16 protein-coding genes are annotated in these 18291 nt (G+C 71.6%); 13 read left to right on the top strand and 3 right to left on the bottom strand.

Annotation, left to right across the window (positions count from 1 at the left end; translation table 11 throughout):
- Positions 1–38: 38 nt before the first annotated feature.
- Positions 39–1010 carry an alpha/beta fold hydrolase gene (locus tag ACIQE0_RS31115; protein ID WP_402338582.1) on the bottom strand — a complete coding sequence of 324 codons (972 nt, stop codon included), beginning with the start codon at positions 1008–1010 and terminating at the stop codon, positions 39–41.
- A gap of 201 nt (positions 1011–1211) precedes the next feature.
- Between ACIQE0_RS31115 and ACIQE0_RS31110 the strand changes: the two genes are divergently transcribed.
- Positions 1212–1820 (top strand): TetR/AcrR family transcriptional regulator, encoded by a 609-nt coding sequence (locus tag ACIQE0_RS31110; RefSeq protein WP_402338580.1) that lies wholly within the window; start codon positions 1212–1214, stop codon positions 1818–1820.
- A gap of 265 nt (positions 1821–2085) precedes the next feature.
- Positions 2086–3276 carry a serine hydrolase domain-containing protein gene (locus tag ACIQE0_RS31105; protein ID WP_402338578.1) on the top strand — a complete coding sequence of 397 codons (1191 nt, stop codon included), beginning with the start codon at positions 2086–2088 and terminating at the stop codon, positions 3274–3276.
- 151 nt (positions 3277–3427) lie between these two features.
- Here the strand turns inward: ACIQE0_RS31105 and ACIQE0_RS31100 are convergent, their stop codons facing one another.
- Positions 3428–3751: an ArsR/SmtB family transcription factor gene (locus tag ACIQE0_RS31100; protein WP_402338576.1), complete on the bottom strand. Its 324-nt coding sequence runs from the start codon at positions 3749–3751 to the stop codon at positions 3428–3430.
- A 98-nt stretch (positions 3752–3849) separates the two neighbouring features.
- Between ACIQE0_RS31100 and ACIQE0_RS31095 the strand changes: the two genes are divergently transcribed.
- The 11 genes from ACIQE0_RS31095 to ACIQE0_RS31045 all read left to right on the top strand — a co-directional run bounded on the left by ACIQE0_RS31095 (position 3850) and on the right by ACIQE0_RS31045 (position 17630).
- Entirely contained in the window at positions 3850–4185 is a 336-nt protein-coding gene (locus tag ACIQE0_RS31095; protein WP_366332081.1) for a putative quinol monooxygenase, read from the top strand.
- Between the two features lie 370 nt (positions 4186–4555).
- On the top strand, positions 4556–5593 hold the full coding sequence (locus ACIQE0_RS31090) for a helix-turn-helix domain-containing protein (RefSeq protein ID WP_402338574.1): 1038 nt from the start codon (positions 4556–4558) through the stop codon (positions 5591–5593).
- A gap of 210 nt (positions 5594–5803) precedes the next feature.
- Positions 5804–7324 (top strand): cellulase family glycosylhydrolase, encoded by a 1521-nt coding sequence (locus ACIQE0_RS31085; RefSeq protein WP_402338572.1) that lies wholly within the window; start codon positions 5804–5806, stop codon positions 7322–7324.
- A 107-nt stretch (positions 7325–7431) separates the two neighbouring features.
- Positions 7432–8334, top strand: coding sequence for an aminoglycoside phosphotransferase family protein (locus ACIQE0_RS31080; RefSeq protein ID WP_402338570.1), 903 nt, complete (start codon positions 7432–7434; stop codon positions 8332–8334).
- 206 nt (positions 8335–8540) lie between these two features.
- Positions 8541–9008, top strand: a complete 468-nt coding sequence (locus ACIQE0_RS31075) for a hypothetical protein (protein ID WP_402338568.1) — start codon at positions 8541–8543, stop codon at positions 9006–9008.
- Positions 9009–9265: 257 nt separating this feature from the next.
- A complete protein-coding gene (locus ACIQE0_RS31070) occupies positions 9266–9925 on the top strand; it encodes a class I SAM-dependent methyltransferase (protein WP_402338566.1) in 660 nt (219 codons plus the stop codon).
- A gap of 530 nt (positions 9926–10455) precedes the next feature.
- A complete protein-coding gene (locus tag ACIQE0_RS31065) occupies positions 10456–11868 on the top strand; it encodes an amidase (RefSeq protein ID WP_402338564.1) in 1413 nt (470 codons plus the stop codon).
- A gap of 170 nt (positions 11869–12038) precedes the next feature.
- The gene (gene argG, locus ACIQE0_RS31060) at positions 12039–13484 is read left to right on the top strand and encodes an argininosuccinate synthase (RefSeq protein WP_402338562.1); all 1446 of its coding nucleotides are present in this window, start codon (positions 12039–12041) and stop codon (positions 13482–13484) included.
- A gap of 199 nt (positions 13485–13683) precedes the next feature.
- Entirely contained in the window at positions 13684–14334 is a 651-nt protein-coding gene (locus ACIQE0_RS31055; protein ID WP_402338560.1) for a class I SAM-dependent DNA methyltransferase, read from the top strand.
- A 334-nt stretch (positions 14335–14668) separates the two neighbouring features.
- Complete coding sequence (locus ACIQE0_RS31050; protein ID WP_402338558.1) at positions 14669–17050, top strand: molybdopterin cofactor-binding domain-containing protein; 2382 nt, start codon at positions 14669–14671, stop codon at positions 17048–17050.
- 103 nt (positions 17051–17153) lie between these two features.
- Entirely contained in the window at positions 17154–17630 is a 477-nt protein-coding gene (locus ACIQE0_RS31045) for a (2Fe-2S)-binding protein (protein ID WP_402338556.1), read from the top strand.
- A 164-nt stretch (positions 17631–17794) separates the two neighbouring features.
- Here the strand turns inward: ACIQE0_RS31045 and ACIQE0_RS31040 are convergent, their stop codons facing one another.
- Complete coding sequence (locus ACIQE0_RS31040; RefSeq protein ID WP_366332092.1) at positions 17795–18145, bottom strand: metalloregulator ArsR/SmtB family transcription factor; 351 nt, start codon at positions 18143–18145, stop codon at positions 17795–17797.
- Positions 18146–18291: the final 146 nt, after the last annotated feature.

Below are 18291 nucleotides of genomic sequence, written 5' to 3'. Positions count from 1 at the left end.
GCGCAGCTCGTCATGCGTCCGCCCCGGGCGCGACGGCCTCACGACCTCGTCGTGACGTCATAGGCGGCGCGGTACGGGGCGAGGAACTTCGCCAGAGCGGCCCCCACGGCCTCGGGGGCCTCCTCCGCCGGGTAGTGGCCGCAGTCGGGCAGGATCAGGCTTTCCACGTCGTCGGCGGCCAAACGCATGGTGTCGCCGACGAGTTCGCCCGTGCACTGGGCTCCGGCGAGGGTCAGGACCGGGAGCGTCAGCCGGCGCCGTGCGCGCCGACGGTTCTGCGCGGAGGTGGTGTCCAGGGCCCGGTAGAACGCGAAACTGGCGTGCAGTGCCTGCGGATCGGCGGCGAGGGTCTCGACGTAGAGGTCGACGGCGTGGGCGGGCAGTGCGGTCGGGCTCGCCGCCTTGGTGGCGAACTGGCCGCCGAAGAAGAGTCGTTCACGGCCCCTGACCAGTTCCTCGTTCAGTGCGTCGAGCCGGTTGAAGGCGAAGTGCCACAGCCGGGCGTTGGCCTCGCCACTGCCCCATAGCGGCGGGCTCGGGGAGAGGCCGGGGACGGCCGCCTCGGCGACGGCCAGGCGGGTGAGCCGGTCGGGGTGATCGGCGGCCAGGGCGTATCCGATCCACATGCCGATGTCGTGCCCGACCATGGCGAACCGCCGGTGCCCCAAGGCCTCCATCAGCGCCACGAGGTCGTCGGCGAGGGTTGCGGTGTCGTAGCCGTCCTCGGGCTTGTCGGTGAGGCCGATGCCGCGCGGATCGACGGCGACGACCCGGTAGCGGGCCGCGAGTTCCGGCATGACGAGCCGCCAGGCGTACCAGGTCTGCGGCCAGCCGGCCACCAGCAGCAGCGGGGGCCCGTCGCCGCCGATGACGGCGTGCATGCGCAGCTCACCGGCGTCGACGTAGCGGCTGGTGAAGGTGTCGGCGAACCCCGGTGGCAGGTGCGGCGCACCGGAGACCGAGCCGGGGCCCTCGGGGTCGGGGGCGGAGTGGGTGGCGGAGGTGCTCATGCTGTCCTCGCTTCACGGGAGCAGATGGACGTGCGGGGAGGGCGACGGTCGGCGGGCCGAGCGGCCCTGACGCGTCGCTCTGCGCCACGCTAACACCATCTTGGACCGATCATTCCAGCATCGCGGCGCTTGTTGGACTCATCGTTCCAAGAAGGGGTTAGGGTGGTGGGGTAGTCGCACACGCCGTACGGAGAGGTCCCCATGGCAGGCCGGAAGCAGTTCGACGTCGAGGAGGCGCTGGAGCGCTCGATGCGGGTCTTCTGGGAGCGCGGGTACGCAGACACCTCGCTCGATCTGCTGGGTTCCGCCACGGGTCTGGGCCGCGGGTCGCTCTACGGCACCTTCGGCAGCAAGGACGCCCTGTTCCGCACCTGCCTGGACCGCTATGCCGCGGCGTACGGCGCGCGCTACGAGCAGGCGCTGGCGGCCCACTCCGGCGAACCGGTCCGCGCGATCGAGGCGTTCTTCGCCGTCACCCTGGACCGCATCGCCGACCGTTCGGCGCCCGACGGCTGCCTCCTCGCCCAGTCCGCCTCCCAGTCGGCCACGTTGGACGCGGACAGTCAGCGGCTGATCCGGGCGCACCTCGGCGCACAGCGGGAGCGGGTGCGCGGCGCACTGGCGTCGGCTCCCGGGGTCGGCGGCGCGGAACTGGACGACCTCGCCCTGTACGTGGTCGCCGTCAATCAGTCGCTCGCCGTCCTCAGCCGCGCGGGAACGCCGCTGGCGGAGCTGCCCGCCGTCGCCCGGATCGCCTGCGCCACGGTGGCCGACCGGCTCACGCGAGCGGCAGCCCCCACGGCATCGTGAACCACCGGCACCGGTAACGCGGCGGAGCGGCCAGGCACCGTCGCTCCGAGGCCGGACCGCGCGGCCACCCGTGAGATGCCCGCGCCATCCCGTGAGATGCGCGCCCCATGGGAAGACATGTCCCGCTTCCCTTCCCCGACGGCCTCTCCGGGGGATCTCGGAGTTGCCTCAGGGCTCTCCCCGATGCTCGGCGGATCTCGTCGGAGAAGACTCGGCATCAGTTTCCGATTGCTCCTGACATCCGTCCTCCCTCACTGGAGACCGCATGCGTCGCTCGTCGGCCTTGGCCCTGTCCCTGACCACCATGACGGCCGCCCTCGCGGCGTTCGGCACGGTGATCCCCGCACAGGCGCAGCAGGCGTCCGCGCGCCTGGATCCGCAGGCGTTGCGCGCGGCGATCGCGGTGCAGCCGGGCGGCGGGGCGGCGGGTGCGGTGGCCCGGGTGTTCACGTCCGGACAGACCTGGCGGGGAGCGTCCGGGGACCTCGTCACCGGCAAGCAGGTCAAGGACGAGGCCCACTTCCGGATCGGCAGCATCGCCAAGACATTCGAAGCGGTGGTGCTGCTGCAACTCTCCGCCGAGGGGCGGGTGGACCTCGACGAGACCGTGCAGCACTACCTGCCGGGTCTGCTGCCCGAGGCCTTCGCGCCCGTCACCGTACGGCAGTTGCTCAACCACACCAGCGGGCTGCCCCAGGACTTCGAGGGTGCACCGCAACCGTCCCAGGACGAGGTGATCGACAACCGCTTCGCGTACGACACCTTCGACGAGGTGATCCAGCAGACGCTTCGCCCCGAGGGCAGGCCGTGGCCCGGTCCGCGGTTCGCCCCCGGCACCGAGCAGGAGTACAACTCCTTCGGCTACCGCATCGCCGGCAAGCTCATCGAAGCCGTCACGGGCCATCCCCTCCAGGACGAGATCGCCGCCCGCATCCTGACCCCGCTGAAGCTGCACGACACCTCCGCGCCCGGCCGCGACGCGGAGGTGCCCCGCCCCTCTCTCCCCGGATACCTGCCCAACGGCAAGGGCGAACTGGTCGACGTCAACGAGCAGGGCGGCAACCCGTCCAGCATGATCTCCACGACCGCCGACCTCGACCGCTTCATCACCGCGCTGTTCGACGGCCGCCTCCTCCGCCCCGCCCAGGCCGCCGAACTGCGCACGCTGCCCCGCGGCAGCGACGGCAAGCCACTCCCCTATGCCGACGGCTCGAACTGCAACACCGGCCCCGACAAGGGGTCCGCCTGCTTCAGCATCGGCCTGATGTCCTTCCCGCTCCCCGACGGGACGGTCATGTGGGGCAAGACCGGCAGCGACCTCGGCTACAAGAGCGGCGTCTTCGCCACCCCCGACCTGAACCGGCGCGGCGTCTACGCGGTGGGCACCGCCGCCTTCGACGACACCGACGCCTCCGCCATAGGCAAGCGCCTCGCCCTGACCGCCTTCGGGTCCTGAAGCCGCCGCCGTCCGCCGGCCGGGCCCTCCCTCAGGCCCGCATCGAGCCATCTGCCCGGCCGGGCCGTACAACCGTCGCCCCCGCCGCGGCAGTTGGCCGGCGGGCGGGGACGTTCACGCGGGCGAGCACGGGCAGGTCGAGCGGGCGCCGTCACGCGCCCCCGGTCTCCTCGGCCGCGAGGAGCGCGAGCAGGCCGGGGAAACGCTGCTCGACGTCGGCCCGGCGGAGCGTCGCCATCCGGCTGTTGCCGCGGTTGACCTGGCGGATCAGTCCCGCCTCGCGGAGCGTACGGAAGTGATGGGTGACCGTCGCCTTGCCGACCGGCAGCGCGAAGGAACTACAGGTACGCGCCTCGCCGTCGGGTCCGGCCGCCAACTCCCGTACCACGCGCCGCCGCAGCGGGTCGGCAAGCGCGGGCAGGATCCTGCCGAGTTCCATTTCCGCCGGCTCCGGGTGCCCTTCCTCGTCGGGCATCGCCACCACCTCCCAGGTATGACTTGCATCGTACCTCGATGGCCGTTAACGTCCCCGAGGTACGAAATCGATCGTACCTATGCATGTGGAGGTCACCCATGGACCAGCCCTTCACCCTCGTCGGCTTCGCCCGTCCCAAGCCCGAGCGCGCGGAGGACCTGCGGCAGTTGCTGCTCTCGTTCGTCGAGCCGACGCGGCAGGAGCCCGGCTGCCTGGAATACCACTTCCATGAGGACCGGAACGAGCCCGGCGTCTTCGTCTTCTACGAGGCATGGCGCAGTGAGCAGGACCTCGACGCCCACCTCGCCCTCCCCCACCTCCGCGACTTCTGGGAACGACGCATGGAGTACCTGGAGCGGGACCTGGAGATCCGCTACCTCGCGATGCACAGCCCGTACGAGGAGCGGGGGCGGGGGCGGGAAGCCCGCGTGTGAGGAGTCCGTGAGCGGCCGAGCGGCCGATCGGCTGCCGTATGCGGCGGTGGCGGTGGGGTCCGGTACGGGACTGGACCACCTCGGGCGGTCCGCCGGCGCCCCGCTTCCGACCGGCGCCCCGCTTCCGACCGGCGCATCGCGTGCCGATCGCGCGCCGAGCAGGCACGTGGGGCCACGCGCGGGCCCGAAGCGCCCGGGTTCCGCGGAACCGACAGCACGGTGCCGTGCGCACCGCGTCGCATATTCTTGGCGGTCCGTCTTCCGGGGCAGCGCTCCGCGGAGCCACGACCCCTTCGGGGACGGGAAGTTGGCTTGCCGCCGACCACCGCGTGTGGCCATCGGCCGTGACCGTGCAAGGAGTAGGACGGGCGTGCTACCCGAGATCGTCTTTCGGAGCGAGGACCTGCCGGTGCGGGACCGGTTCGACGCCTGGCGCGAGCGGATGCGGAACACCCATGCGCCGACGTTGATGACCAGCGAGCACACAGCGGACTTCTTCGGCCACCAACGGGTGCTCCAGTTGGGGCCGGCGTCGGTGTCGTCGGCCACCTTCCAGCCGATGGTGTTCCGGCGGACGCCGAAAATGATCCGGGAGTCGGACCCCGAGGTGTGTCACCTCTCGCTCCCGTTGCAGGGGACCCTGGGCATCGTGCGCGACGGCCACGAGAGCAGGTTCGGCCCCTATGAGATGCACCTCAACGACTCCTCGCTGGCCAGCGACATGCTGACCGCCGCCGACGGGAGGGTCATCGGGATCGGCCTGGAGGTCCCCAAGGCCCTGATCCCGTTGCCGCGCCGCGATGTCAACCGGGTGATCGGGCAGTGCATTTCGGGGCGGGACGGGGTCGGTGCGCTGCTCGCCGGGTTCCTGACCCGGCTGTCGGAGGACGCCGGCTCCTACCGCGCCGCGGATGCTCCGCGCCTGGGCACGGTCCTGATCGACATGATGGCAGCGGTCTTCGCCCACGCCCTCGATGCCGAGACCGCCCTGCCGCCCGAGACCTATCAGCGGTCCCTGACCCTGCGCGTCAAGGACTTCATCCGGCAGAACCTGCACGATCCGGACCTCACTCCCACCCGGGTCGCGGCCGCGCACCACATCTCCATCAGCTACCTCCACCGCCTCTTCACCACGGAGACCACCACCGTCGCGGCGTACATCCGCCAGCACCGCCTGGAAGGCGCCCGGCGCGACCTCGCCGCCCCGGCACTGTCCGCCACCCCCATCCACGCCGTCGCCGTCCGATGGGGTTTTCCCCGCGCGGCCGACTTCACCCGCGCCTTCCGCACCGCCTACGGCCTGCCGCCGAGCGAGTACCGGAGCCGGAGTCGCGCGGAAGGTGCTGCGGAGTGCGGGCAGGACGGTGGGCGAAGCGGCGGTGACGCGGAGCCGCGGGCGCGCTCCTGATCTACCGGGCCCTCTGCCGAACCCGCGCTCCCGTGAGGCGGCCGCATGCCCCGACGGGACCGGCCGCATGCCCTGACCCGACAGGACGAGCGCTCGCCTATACCCCCTCCCCATGCCTTCCTTCTGTGTCTTCCGTGGCGCAGAATCCGAGCGGCGGGAGACCACCGCCGACCGGACGGACCGTCAATGTGCTGCCATCGGGAGGCTGTTATGCGCCTGCGTCGCGCCACCACGTCCCTCGCCCTGGGCATGGCCCTGCTCTGTGCCGTGCCCGCCACCGCGCCCGCCGCGGAGCCGGCGGCGGGCGGGACAGCGGCGCGGACGGTCGCCGGGCCGCGCGGCCGGACGGCCGCCTGGCCCGTGCCCTCCGGCACCGTCACCTCGCCGGACGGCCGTACGCTCTTCACCGACCAGCAGGGCCGCGTCCTGCGGTTGCGGGGGCTCAACCTCGGCAAGACCGGCACGGTGACGCAGGAGCAGATCGCCCAACTGGCCCGTGACGGTTTCGGTCTGGTGCGGATCAACATCGAGTGGGGCAAGGCCGAACCGCGCCGAGGACACTACGACACCGGCTATCTGCGCTACCTGGACCGGATCCTGGGCTGGGCCGACCGCCACCGGGTCCTGGTGCTGATCGACTGGCATCAGGACGTCTTCGGCCCGGCCTTCGGCCACAACGGCATTCCCGCCTGGGCCACCCGCACCGATGGACTGCCCTTCACCCCCGACCCCGACGACTGGTTCGCGGAGTACTTCCAACCCGCCGTCCAGGCCGCCTTCACCCACCTCTACGACGACCCCGACCTGCGCGCGGCCCAGACCGCCGCCTACGCCAAGGTCGCGACCGTGCTGCGCGGGCACCCGTCCCTGCTGGGCTACGACCTGTTCAACGAGCCGTTCGGGCCGGTTCCCGGAGATCCGACCGACCCCGAGAACCAGGCCGCCGCCTCCGCCGCCCTGGAGCGCGGCCGACTGGCCGGTATGTACCGGCGGTTGATCAACGCCGTCCGCTCCGCCGACTCCCACGCCTGGCTCTTCCTCGAACCCACCGTCCTGGTCGGCCAGGGCGTCCCCACCAGCCTGCCCGGCTTCACCGACCCGCGGCACGGCGCGGCCCGCCTCGGCTACGCCCCGCACTACTACGACACCGCCGTCGAATCCGGCGCCGACTGGAACCCCTCGGGCCGCTTCATCGAGAACTACCAGGCCGCCATCGGCCACTACCCCACGGCCCACCGCATGCCGGTGCTGGTCGGCGAATGGGGTCCGCCGCAGGCCACCACTCCCGGCAACGCCGAACTGATACGGCGTCAAGTCACGTCCATGGAGCGCTTCGCGTCCGGCTGGGCGCTGTGGTACGACTGCCGCGCCGCAAGCGGCGGCGGCTACTGCGCCTACGACCCCGACGGCACCCCCGCCCCGGGCAAGGAGCCGGCGTTCGCCCCGTACGCACCGGCGGTGGCGGGCATCCCGGGCACCGAGTCCTACGCCCCGGCCGGCCGCACCTACACCCTCACCCTGACCGCCGACCGCACCACCCGCCGTGCCTGGACTCACCTTTCGCTGCCCGCCACCGCCTATCCGCACGGCGCCCGGATCACCGTCACCGGCGCCGGCCCGCGGGTGGTTGTGGTGCAGGACGGTCCGGGGCGGGCCCGGCTCCTGCTCCCGACGGCGCGGCCGGGGGCGGCGGTGCGGGTGGTGGCGACGGCGTCGGCCGCCGCCCGATGACCTCGCGTCCCACCCTGGATCGCCACGTAACCGGGCTCGCAGCCGCAACCCGCTGCGGATGAAAAGAAGTTGACGCCCGCTGGCGACCGACGGTCGGATGGCGCCCCATGGGCGCAGGGCAGATGCATCACGGCATGTTTCCGATCGACGCCGGCCTCGTGGCGCGTTTGGTCGCCGGGCAGTTCCCGCAGTGGGCGGGGCGGGCGGTGGAGCGGTTCCCGTCCGGCGGCACGGTCAACGCCATGTACCGGCTGGGCGACGACATGGTCGTCCGGCTGCCGCTGGTGCAAGGGGGCGTGGCGGACATGTCGTCGGAGCGGGAGTGGCTGCCCCGTCTGGCGTCGCGGTTGCCTGTGGCGATCCCGGCGGTGCTGGGGGCCGGCGAGCCCGCCGAGGGGTATCCGTGGCCGTGGTCGGTCTACCGGTGGTTGGCCGGGGAGACGCCTCGGGTGGCGGCGCTGGTCGAGCCGGTTTCGCTGGCCGAGGATCTGGCCGCGTTCGTGGCGGCGATGCGGCGCGTCGCCCTGCCCGGGGCGCCGCCGGCCCACCGCGGCGGGCCGCTCACCTCGCTGGACGCCTTGACCCGCGCGGCGATCGAGGAACTGCGGGGGATCTCGGAGGAGGGGATCGACTGCGACGCCGCCGTGGCGGTGTGGGACGAGGCGGTCCGGGCCCCGGGGTGGGACGGACCGCCGGTGTGGCTGCACGCCGATCTGATGCCGGGCAATCTGCTGGTGGCCGGCGGCCGGCTGGTCTCGGTGATCGACTTCGGGTGCACGGGGGTGGGCGATCCGGCCTGCGATCTTTTCCCGGCGTGGAATCTGCTTCCGGCCGATGCCAGGCATGCCTTCCGCAGGGCGCTCGACGTGGACGACGCGACCTGGCAGCGCGGCCGGGCGCGGACGCTGTCCCAGGCCCTGATCGCGCTGCCGTACTATCGGAGGACCAACCCTGCAATGGCGCACAACGCCCGGCACGTCGTCCGGGCGGTGTTGTTGGGAGAGAACTGAGATTGCCGGCGCGGGCCGCACAGCGCGGCCGGAGCGTCGGGATCCCGGCGGCCCGTCGCCTGCTGACCGGCTGCCCGGCCGACCGCCCGCGCCCGGTCCTCCTGTCTGTGAGGCGCCCCACCGCAACCACATCACCGTCCGTGTGCGTCTTTGCCGACAGCAGCACTCCGCAGTCAGCAATCAGCACGACAGAAAGCCCGGCAGCCATGCCCCCTCAGCCCCGTCGCGTCTCCCGCGGCAGCCTCTACCTCGCGGCGAGCGGACTGTTCCTGGCCTGCCTCATGGTCGGCGGCGGGTTGTGGCTCAAGTACCACACCGGGTGGCTCAATCGGATGGACGGCGGGAACGCCTGGGCCCTGACCTACGAGGCCGATGCCGTCGGTGGCGAAGGTCACGCCTCGGCCGTGCGCTACCGGTTCAACCTGGACAGGTACGAGGAGCCGCACCGCTTCGGGCGGGTCGGCCGCACCCAGCTGCCGTGGAGCAAGCACGTCCTGGTCAACACCGGTCAGCCGGCCCTGGTGGAGGTCGACCCGGAAGGCGACACGGTCGCCACGTGCCGGATCCTGCTCGACGACGTCCGCGTGGTCGCCGAGGGCCGCTCCCCCGCCCCCGGCCGCCCCGCCGTGTGCCACGTGACCACCAGCAGCACACCGGAGAAGTGGCCACGCTGAGTAAGGACGGCGGGAGACCGGCAGCCGAGGACGTCAGCCCGGCGCACTCGCGCCCCGGGTCCGGCGCACGAGGGGAAAGACGCAGACGCTGCTGCAGGCCCGCTGACGACAGCACGCCCGACGGCACCTGCTCCGCCGGTCGGCTCGCGGCGGAGGCGCGGCTCGACAGCGCCGACGCCGAGGAGTTCCCGCCGGCCGGCGGGTGGTGGGCCCGCTGACGGGTGTGTCCTCGGGCGGGTTCCTCTAGAGTCGCCGGCATGTCTGAGCCTTCCTACCTCGCCGCGGTCCGGGAGTCGTACGACACCGTCGCCGGCGCTTATGCGGAACTGGTCAAGAAGCCGGCGGAGTTGGATCCGCTCTCGCGTGCGACGCTGGCCGCGTTCGCCGAGGTGGTGCGGAGGTCCGAGCGGGGGCCGGTCGCGGATCTGGGGTGCGGGCCCGGGTACCTCACGGCGCATCTGGCGGAGCTGGGGCTGTCCGCCTTCGGCGTCGATCTGTCCCCGAAGATGGTCGAGTTGGCCCGCCACGCCCATCCGGGCCTGGACTTCGCCGTGGGGTCGATGACCGCGCTGGCGCTCCCGGACGACGGGCTCGGCGGCATCCTGGCCTACTACTCCACCCATCACACGCCGCCGGACTCCCTGCCCGTGGTGTACGCCGAATTCCATCGCACCCTGGCGCCCGGCGGTCATCTGATGCTGGCCGGGCACGTGGGAGAGCACGAGCATCTCCGTCCGACCCAGGCGTTCGGCGGCCATCCGGTGTCCTACGAGTCCCATCTGCTGCCGTTGGAACGGATCGTGGAGCTGTTGGAGCGGGCCGGGTTCGTCGTCACCGCGCGCCTGGTGCAGCCACCGGGCACGGGCGCCAAGAGGACGGTCGGCACGTGTCTGGCCCGGAAGCCGGAGCGGGCATGAACGTCCGGGCGACCGGCCGCGCCGCCGATCGTGGCGAAATGCGGTGCGCCGAGGGCGAGTTGGAGGCGGAGGTCAGGCCGGCACCGCCTCGGCGGACCGCTTCTTGATGCCGTCGCGGTGCGGACGTGCGCCCGCTCGCCACTCGCCCACCGACGCGCTCGCCCACCATGGCGAGCATCTTCCGCCCGGTACGGAAGCGGCGTTGGCCCGCGCCCGTCGAGAGGCCGGTTGGCGTCGCGGCATCGCGCGAGGGCGGGCACGCCCCTCCATGCCGCCGGCGGCGAACGCGCACGCCTCCGCTACACCCTGAGGCCGCCGCTTCGCGCGGTCCGCCTGCCTGGCGTGGGCGCCCCTCACCACCCTCGTAGTAATGCGCTTGCATCGCTTCCCTGTTTAGGATGTGATGCAAGCGCATCGAAACAAACGGGCAGCCGGCACCATGGCCCGACGCGGCGTGGCACGGCATGGAACGAAGAAGGGGGCAGGGGTGCGCGCTCATTGCAGGGCGGAGCGAGCAGCCCGGCGACGCGATGAACACTGAACTGTGGAAGCTGAACGCGACCGCGCTGGGCGTCGCCGTCGCCCGCGGCGAGGTCCAGGCGGCCGAGGTGGTGGAGAGCCACCTGGAGCGCATCGCGGCGGTGAACCCGGCCGTGAACGCTGTCACCCAGCTCATGGCGGACAGCGCCCGCGAAGCCGCGCGCGCAACCGACCGGCGCCGCGCGGCCGGAGAGCGCCTCGGCCCGCTGGCCGGAGTGCCCTTCACCGTCAAGGAGAACATCCATGTGGCGGGGTGGGCGACCACGCACGGCGTGCGGAAGTTCCGCGATCATGTGGCCGAGGCCGACTCCCCGCCGGTGCGCCGGCTCCGTGCCGCGGGAGCGATCCCGATCGGCCACGCCAACATGCCCGACCTGGCGATCTCCTCGGACCCGGCGAGCCAGCTGTACGGCAGGACGTACAACCCCTGGGACCGGTCGAAGACCCCGGGCGCGAGCAGCAGCGGCGACGGGGTCGCGGTGGCGGTCGGCATGGCGGCGCTCGGCCTCGGCAACGACTCGGGCGGCTCGGTGCGCATGCCCGCGGCCTTCAACGGAGTGGCGGCACTGAAGCCGAGCCACGGCCGCTTCGCCGCCGACCACCGCGTCATGGGCCAGGAGCCGATGCTGGCCTCCCAACTCATCCCCGTCGACGGCCCTATCGCCCGCTCGGTCGACGACCTGCGCGCGGCCTACGAGGCGCTGGCGGGCGCGGACCCGGAGGACCCGCGGGCGGTCTCGGTACCCGCATACGGACCCCGCCCCGCCGGGCCCCTCAAGGTCGGCGTCGTGGCCGACCCGGCCGGGGCCGGTGTCCACCCCGAGATCCGTGCCGCCGTCGACGAGGCCGCCACCGCGCTGGAGCAGGCGGGCTACGCCGTGGAGGAGGTGCAACTGCCCCGGCTGATGGAGACGTTGGAGTGCTACGGCACGCTCATCATGACCGAGTTCGGCGTGAAGTGGCCGCGCATCAGGCAGTTGCTCAGCGAGAAGGGCGCCCAGCACCTCGACCTGTTCATGGAACGCACCCCGCACACCGAGCTCGCCGAGTTCCTCCGGCAGACCGGCGTCCGGCTCGGCATCCAACGTGACTGGGCCGAGCTGCTGGAGACCCACCCGCTGCTCCTCGGGGCCACCTGCCCCCAGCCCGTACCCGGGGCCGATCTGCTCCCCGACGACACCGACGCCGAGAGCCACGCCCAGATGATGCTGGCGGGAGCCCTGTGCACGGTGACCTCGCTGGTCGGTGTGCCCGCGGTGAGCGTGCCCACCGGGTTCGCGGACGGCATGCCACAGGGCGTCCAGCTCATCGGTCAGATGTACCGCGAGGACCGGTGCCTGGAGGCGGCCGAGGTGATCGAGGGGCACTTCGGCGTGCTCGCCCCCATCGACCCGCGCCCGTAGCCCGAGCCGGCACCGGCGTCCGCCCTGGCGACGGGGCAGGGCGGACACCGGCCCCGTGACCGGCCCGAGAACGCCGCGGATTCCGCCCCCGCAGCCTCGGCCGACCCCCGTCACCGGGGCGCCACATCCCCGCGTTGCATGAACATGCGTGATGATGCATACTTTTCCTCATGTCAAAGGTCCTCACCTCCCTTCCCGGCGGCGAACGCGTCGGAATCGCCTTCTCCGGCGGCCTCGACACCTCGGTCGCCGTCGCGTGGATGCGCGACAAGGGCGCCATCCCGTGCACCTACACCGCCGACATCGGCCAGTACGACGAGTCCGACATCGCCTCGGTGCCGGGCCGCGCCAAGACCTACGGCGCCGAGATCGCGCGCCTGGTCGACTGCCGCGCGGCGCTGGTCGAGGAGGGTCTGGCCGCGCTCACCTGCGGGGCGTTCCACATCCGCTCCGGCGGGCGGGCGTACTTCAACACCACGCCGCTCGGCCGGGCCGTCACGGGCACGCTCCTGGTCCGGGCCATGCTGGAGGACGACGTCCAGATCTGGGGCGACGGCTCCACCTTCAAGGGCAACGACATCGAGCGGTTCTACCGGTACGGCCTGCTGGCCAACCCCAACCTGCGGATCTACAAGCCCTGGCTCGACGCGGACTTCGTGACCGAGCTGGGCGGCCGCAAGGAAATGTCGGAGTGGCTGCTCGCCCACGACCTGCCCTACCGCGACAGCACCGAGAAGGCGTACTCCACCGACGCCAACATCTGGGGCGCCACCCACGAGGCCAAGACCCTGGAGCACCTGGACAACGGTGTGGAGACCGTGGACCCGATCATGGGCGTGCGGTTCTGGGACCCGCACGTCGAGATCCTCACCGAGGACGTGACGATCGGCTTCGAGCAGGGCCGACCGGTCACGATCAACGGCAAGACGTTCGCCTCCGCCGTCGACCTGGTCATGGAGGCCAACGCGGTCGGCGGCCGGCACGGCATGGGCATGTCGGACCAGATCGAGAACCGGATCATCGAGGCCAAGAGCCGCGGCATCTACGAGGCGCCCGGTATGGCCCTGCTCCACGCCGCGTACGAGCGCCTGGTCAACGCGATCCACAATGAGGACACCCTCGCCCAGTACCACAACGAGGGTCGGCGCCTGGGCCGGCTGATGTACGAGGGCCGCTGGCTGGACCCGCAGGCCCTGATGGTGCGCGAGTCGCTCCAGCGCTGGGTCGGCGCCGCCGTCACCGGCGAGGTCACCCTGCGGCTGCGGCGCGGCGAGGACTACTCGGTCCTCGACACCACCGGCCCGGCGTTCAGCTACCACCCGGACAAGCTGTCCATGGAGCGCACCGAGGACTCGGCGTTCGGCCCGGTGGACCGGATCGGCCAGCTCACCATGCGCAACCTCGACATCGCCGACTCCCGCGCCAAGCTGGAGCAGTACGCCGGGATCGGCCTGATCGGCACCGCCAACCCCGCCATCGGTGCCGCCCAGGCGGCCGCGACCGGGCTGATCGGCGCCATGCCGGAGGGCGGCGCCGAGGCCATCGCCTCCCGCGGCGTGGTCTCCGGCAACGACGAGCTGCTGGACCGTGCCGCGATGGAGTCCGGCACGGACTGACGGTCCCGAGCGCGGAGGGCCGGCTCGATGCCTTGGGCGTCGAGCCGGCCCTTTCCGCTGTGCCGGAGCACGAGAACGGCGGTGACCAGGCCGATCCGGTCACCGGTCGGCCGGCTCCGCCCTCCCTGCCTGACGGGCACGGAACGGCCGACGGGAGAGGTGACGACAGGGCATCGGACACGTCCTAAGGTCCTCGCTTGTGACGGAAACTTCCTCGTACCTCGGCGTGACTGCGGATGCCTACGACGCCATCGCCGTCGTCTATGCCGATTTCGCCCGCAATGAGCTTGACGGCCTTCCCCTGGATCGCGCGGTGCTCGCCGCGTTCGCCGAACTGGTGCGGGCCGGTGACCCCGGTGCCGTCGCCGAGTTGGGGTGCGGTCCCGGGCGCGTGACCGCGCATCTGCGCGATCTGGGGCTGGACGTCTTCGGCGTCGATCTGTCGCCGGTGATGATCGATCTCGCCCGCGAGACCTACCCGGACCTGCGGTTCGAGGTCGGTTCCATGGACGCCCTGGACCTGGCCGACGGCGCACTCCAAGGCATCGTGTCCTGGTACTCGGTGATCCACACCCCGCCTCGGGAACTGCCGCCGTACTTCGATGAGTTCCGGCGGACACTCGCGCCCGGCGGTCACCTCCTGCTCGCGTTCTTCGAGGCGGAGGGCGGGCCGGTCGCACCGTTCGACCACAAGGTGGCGACGGCCTACCGGTGGCCGGTCGACGACCTCGCGGAGCTGGCCGGCCAGGCGGGATTCGTCGAGGTCGGCCGGATGCTGCGCGAGCCGCGCGAGGGGGAACGGTTCCGTCGGGGCCATCTGCTGATGCGCAAGGGCGACCAGGTCGGATAACCGTCCGCCTGTGGTGGGGTGTTGGGCACGTCGCAAGTGGGGCCCGACGCCTGGGGCGAAGGTGACGGTTCGTCGTGCGGTGACAGTTCGCCACGCGGTGAACCGTCACCCCCGCGCCCTGGAGCATGGGAAGTCCTGCGGCATTTAACGACGTTGGCCGCGTTGGCCGCGTTGGCGGTTTGTCGATGGCGTTGGTGGCGTTGGTGGCGTTTGCCTGGCCAGTCATCAGGGGCCTGGGAGGGTGAGGGCGGAGCCGCCGGACCCAGAGTTTTGTCGTGAGCATGCTTTCGCTACCATCCGGTACGCCGATCAATGAAGCTCCGCGAAGGGACAGATGATGGACGCGCACGATCGTCTGCCGCAGGAGCATGTCGAGAGAGCCGCGCCAGGCACCCACGACGCCCCAGGCACCCCGCGCGCCGAAGGCGGGATCGGCCGACGGCGGTTCCTCGGCTACGTGCTGGCCGCGCCGACCCTCGCGGTGGCCGCCCAACTCGGTGAAGCGACCGCGGGGGCCACCCCGGCGCAGGCCGCGGCCCCCGCGCTTCCCGAAGTGACCGAGATCTTCGACCTCAACGACGTGCTCACCGCCGCGGCGCTGCCGACGTCCGGCCTCCTCACCATCCATCTGCACGCCGACGGCACGGCCTCGTTCGCGCTGCCGCGTGCCGAGGTGGGCCAGGGCATCACCACCTCCACCGCGATGCTGATCGCCGAGGAGCTGGATCTGCCGCTGGAGAAGATCCAGGTCACCCTCGCGGACGCGCGCCCTGAACTGATCTTCAATCAGCTCACCGGCGCCTCCAACACCACCATCTCCACGTACACGCCGGTCCGCGTCGCCGCCGCGATCGCCAAGAAGCGCCTCCTGGAGGCCGCCGCCGACCTGCTCGGCGCCGAGATCTCCACGCTGACCAGCAAGGCGGGGGTGATCAGCGCCCCGAACGGCCGGAGCGCGACCTACGGTTCGCTCGCGGAGAAGGCCGCGAGCGGGAAGACCCTGAAGATCGCCACCGACCTCAAGCCGGCCTCCGAGTTCTCGGTCATCGGCACCTCGCGCAAGCGGGTCGACGCGCTGGCGAGCGTGACGGGCCGCAAGCAGTTCGCCATGGACGTGCAGGTGCCGGGCGCGGCGCCGACCATGGTGTGCCGGCCGCCCACGATCAACGGCACGGTGCGGTCCGTGGAGAACCTCGCGGCGGTGCGGGCGATGCCCGGCGTCACCGATGTCGCGACCATCTCGACGGGCGTGGCGGTGCGCGCACGGACCTTCGGGCAGTGCATCGACGCGGTGCGTGCGCTCAAGGTGTCCTGGGGTCCCGGCACGGCGGAGCGGGCGTCCGACGACACGGTGCTGCGTGAGCTGAAGGCGGCGGAAATCCCGCTTGCGATACCGAAGTTGGACCCGTTGGCCAAGACGGTCGAGGGCACCTTCACCTTCCACTTCGCCAGCAACAGCGCGCTGGAGCCCAACTGCGCGGTGGCCGATGTGCGGTCGGGCGGCGCCGAGATATGGGGCTCCCTGAAGTCGCCGATCGTCGCCCAGGAGAAGATCGCGGCGAAGCTGGGCCTGCTGCCGAGCGCGATCACGGTCCATGTCACCGAGGGCGGCGGCTCGTTCGGCCGCAAGCTGTTCTCCGATGCCGCACTGGAGGCCGCCGAGATCTCCAAGGCGATGGGCAAGCCGGTCAAGCTCATGTGGCACCGCACCGACGAGTTCCGGCAGGGGCGCACGCATCCGATGGCCACCTCGCGCGTCCGTGCGTCGTTCGCGCACGACAAGGTGCTCACCTACGAACAGCGGCACACCTCGGTGTCCACCGACTTCGGCCACGGACTGGGCGAGATCATCACCGCGTCGGCCGCCAAGCTGCCCGTGGGCGACCTCACCTTCTCCGAGACGATCTTCACGCTCACCCAGCAGTCGCCCTACCGCCTCGGGCTCACCACCCAGCTCCTCAACGAAGTGGACAAGGGCTTCAACACGGGCAGCATGCGCAACATCTACTCGCCCAACATCCGGTGCGCGCAGGAGCTCGTCATCGACCGGATCGCGGACGAGATGGGCAAGGACCGCCTCGCACTGCGGCAGCAGCTCATCAAGAACGACCAGGCAAAGGCCGTACTGGACAAGGTCGCCGAAGTCGGTGACTGGGGACGGAAGTTGCCGGCCGGTATGGCGCAGGGCATCGCCGTGCACCCCGAGTACCACGCGGTCGTCGCGGTGCTCGCCGAGATCGACTGCCGTCCGCAGACCACCGGGCGGCACGTCCCCGACGCCTACACCGGGCCGCGCGTCACCAAGGTCGTCTGCGCCGTCGACGTCGGTCTCGCCGTCAACCCGAAGGGCCTTGAGGCCCAGATGATGGGCGGGATCATGGACGGCATCGCCATCACCCTCTCCTCGGGCCTGCACCTCAAGGACGGAGCGTTCCTGGAGGGCAGTTGGGACAACTACTTCTACACCCGCCAGTGGAACACCCCGCCCGAGCTGGAGATCGTGGTGATGCCGCCGACCAGCGACAAGCCCGGCGGTGCGGGGGAACTGGCCGTCGGTGCCGCCTCGGCCGCGGTCGCCTGCGCGTACGGCGCGGCCACCGGCACCATGCCGACGACCTTCCCCCTCAACCATTCCGGCCCGCTCGGCTTCGAGCCGCTGCCGACCGTCCCCCCGATCCCGCAATCGCCGACCGACGGCCTGGACCGCGCCTACTAGCGCCGCGGCAGGCGACGTTCGCCCGCGACGGGGCGAACGTCACCTGTTGCGGGCACTAGCAACGGCCTGCGAGAAAGGGCCTACCAGAGCGCAAGGAGCGACCGTGCCCGAACACACCTTCATCCTCAACGGCAAGCCCGTCACGGTGGACGTCGAGGACGATGTGCGGCTGCTGTGGGTGCTGCGCGACGTCCTGGGCGTCACCGGGCCGAAGTACGGCTGCGGCCTGGGCGTCTGCCAGGCATGCACCAGCCACATCAACGGCAAGGCGTTCAACCCTTGTTCCGTCCCGGTCAAGAGCGTCGCGGCGGACGACGAGGTCACCACGATCGAGGGCCTGCCGGCCATCGTCGGCAAGGACCTGCACCCCATGCAGGAGGCCTGGCTGGAGTACGACGTCGCCCAGTGCGGCTACTGCCAGCCGGGCCAGATCATGGCCGCGGTGGCCAAGGTCAAGCAGGCCCGGGCCGCCGGCAAGGAGATCACCGAGGCCGATCTGGACGAGATCCGCAACGTCTGCCGCTGCGGCACCTACCACCGCATCCGCGAGGCGATCATGGAGGGCGCGAAGCACTTCTGAGGCATCGGGCCAGGGCGGCTCCGTGTGCACCAGTGGTGCGCGGTGCCGCCCACGGCCCCTGATCGCCCCGCACCGCCGCTCCGTCCGCCGCGGGAGGCGGCCGTCCCCCGTCCGCAGAGCGCTGTCCGGACTTCCGGGAGACGGCCGCCGGTCGGGGGCCGCCGTCACGTCGGCGGTTTCGGCTCCTGCGCTCTGTCCTGGAGGTCGGCGAGCAGTTCCGCCTGCCCGGCCAGTACGCCGGACAGGATCGTCCGGGCCACCTTCAGCAGTTCGGCCACGTGCGGGCTGGTCAGCGAGTAGTAGACGGTCGAGCCCTGCTTGCGGGTGGTGACCAGGTTCATCCGGCGGAGCACGGCCAGCTGCTGGGAGAGGTTCGCCGGTTCGACGCCCACCTCGGGCAGCATCTCGGCCACCGCGTGCTCGCGCTCGCTCAGCAGCTCCAGGACGCGGATGCGTACGGGGTGCCCGAGCGTTTTGAAGAACTCGGCCTTCAACCGGTACAGCGGCGTACTCATCGAGCCGTCGCCCCCTCGGGCTGCCGACCCGGCACCACCGGTCGGACTTGCGTGCATCGCGCCCACCCACTCGTGAAGATCATGTGGCCCATCCTCGCGTGCGGAACCGGGCCGAACCACACCCGGGGGACCGGCCCGCTGCCTCC

Source organism: Streptomyces sp. NPDC093097, from assembly GCF_044754325.1.
GTDB lineage: Bacteria > Actinomycetota > Actinomycetes > Streptomycetales > Streptomycetaceae > Streptomyces.
Note: the sequence above shows the minus strand (reverse complement) of the source record. Positions and strands in the feature narration are given on the sequence as shown.

What these genes read in the sequence shown, in the direction of transcription:
- ACIQE0_RS31105 (WP_402338578.1), top strand. Translation starts at nt 2,086, where the DNA reads ATGCGTCGCTCGTCGGCCTTGGCCCTGTCCCTGACCACCATGACGGCC.
- ACIQE0_RS31065 (WP_402338564.1), top strand. Translation starts at nt 10,456, where the DNA reads ATGAACACTGAACTGTGGAAGCTGAACGCGACCGCGCTGGGCGTCGCC.
- ACIQE0_RS31075 (WP_402338568.1), top strand. Translation starts at nt 8,541, where the DNA reads ATGCCCCCTCAGCCCCGTCGCGTCTCCCGCGGCAGCCTCTACCTCGCG.
- ACIQE0_RS31070 (WP_402338566.1), top strand. Translation starts at nt 9,266, where the DNA reads ATGTCTGAGCCTTCCTACCTCGCCGCGGTCCGGGAGTCGTACGACACC.
- argG (WP_402338562.1), top strand. Translation starts at nt 12,039, where the DNA reads ATGTCAAAGGTCCTCACCTCCCTTCCCGGCGGCGAACGCGTCGGAATC.
- ACIQE0_RS31110 (WP_402338580.1), top strand. Translation starts at nt 1,212, where the DNA reads ATGGCAGGCCGGAAGCAGTTCGACGTCGAGGAGGCGCTGGAGCGCTCG.
- ACIQE0_RS31085 (WP_402338572.1), top strand. Translation starts at nt 5,804, where the DNA reads ATGCGCCTGCGTCGCGCCACCACGTCCCTCGCCCTGGGCATGGCCCTG.
- ACIQE0_RS31080 (WP_402338570.1), top strand. Translation starts at nt 7,432, where the DNA reads ATGGGCGCAGGGCAGATGCATCACGGCATGTTTCCGATCGACGCCGGC.
- ACIQE0_RS31100 (WP_402338576.1), bottom strand. Translation starts at nt 3,751, where the DNA reads ATGCCCGACGAGGAAGGGCACCCGGAGCCGGCGGAAATGGAACTCGGC.
- ACIQE0_RS31050 (WP_402338558.1), top strand. Translation starts at nt 14,669, where the DNA reads ATGATGGACGCGCACGATCGTCTGCCGCAGGAGCATGTCGAGAGAGCC.
- ACIQE0_RS31040 (WP_366332092.1), bottom strand. Translation starts at nt 18,145, where the DNA reads ATGAGTACGCCGCTGTACCGGTTGAAGGCCGAGTTCTTCAAAACGCTC.
- ACIQE0_RS31095 (WP_366332081.1), top strand. Translation starts at nt 3,850, where the DNA reads ATGGACCAGCCCTTCACCCTCGTCGGCTTCGCCCGTCCCAAGCCCGAG.
- ACIQE0_RS31115 (WP_402338582.1), bottom strand. Translation starts at nt 1,010, where the DNA reads ATGAGCACCTCCGCCACCCACTCCGCCCCCGACCCCGAGGGCCCCGGC.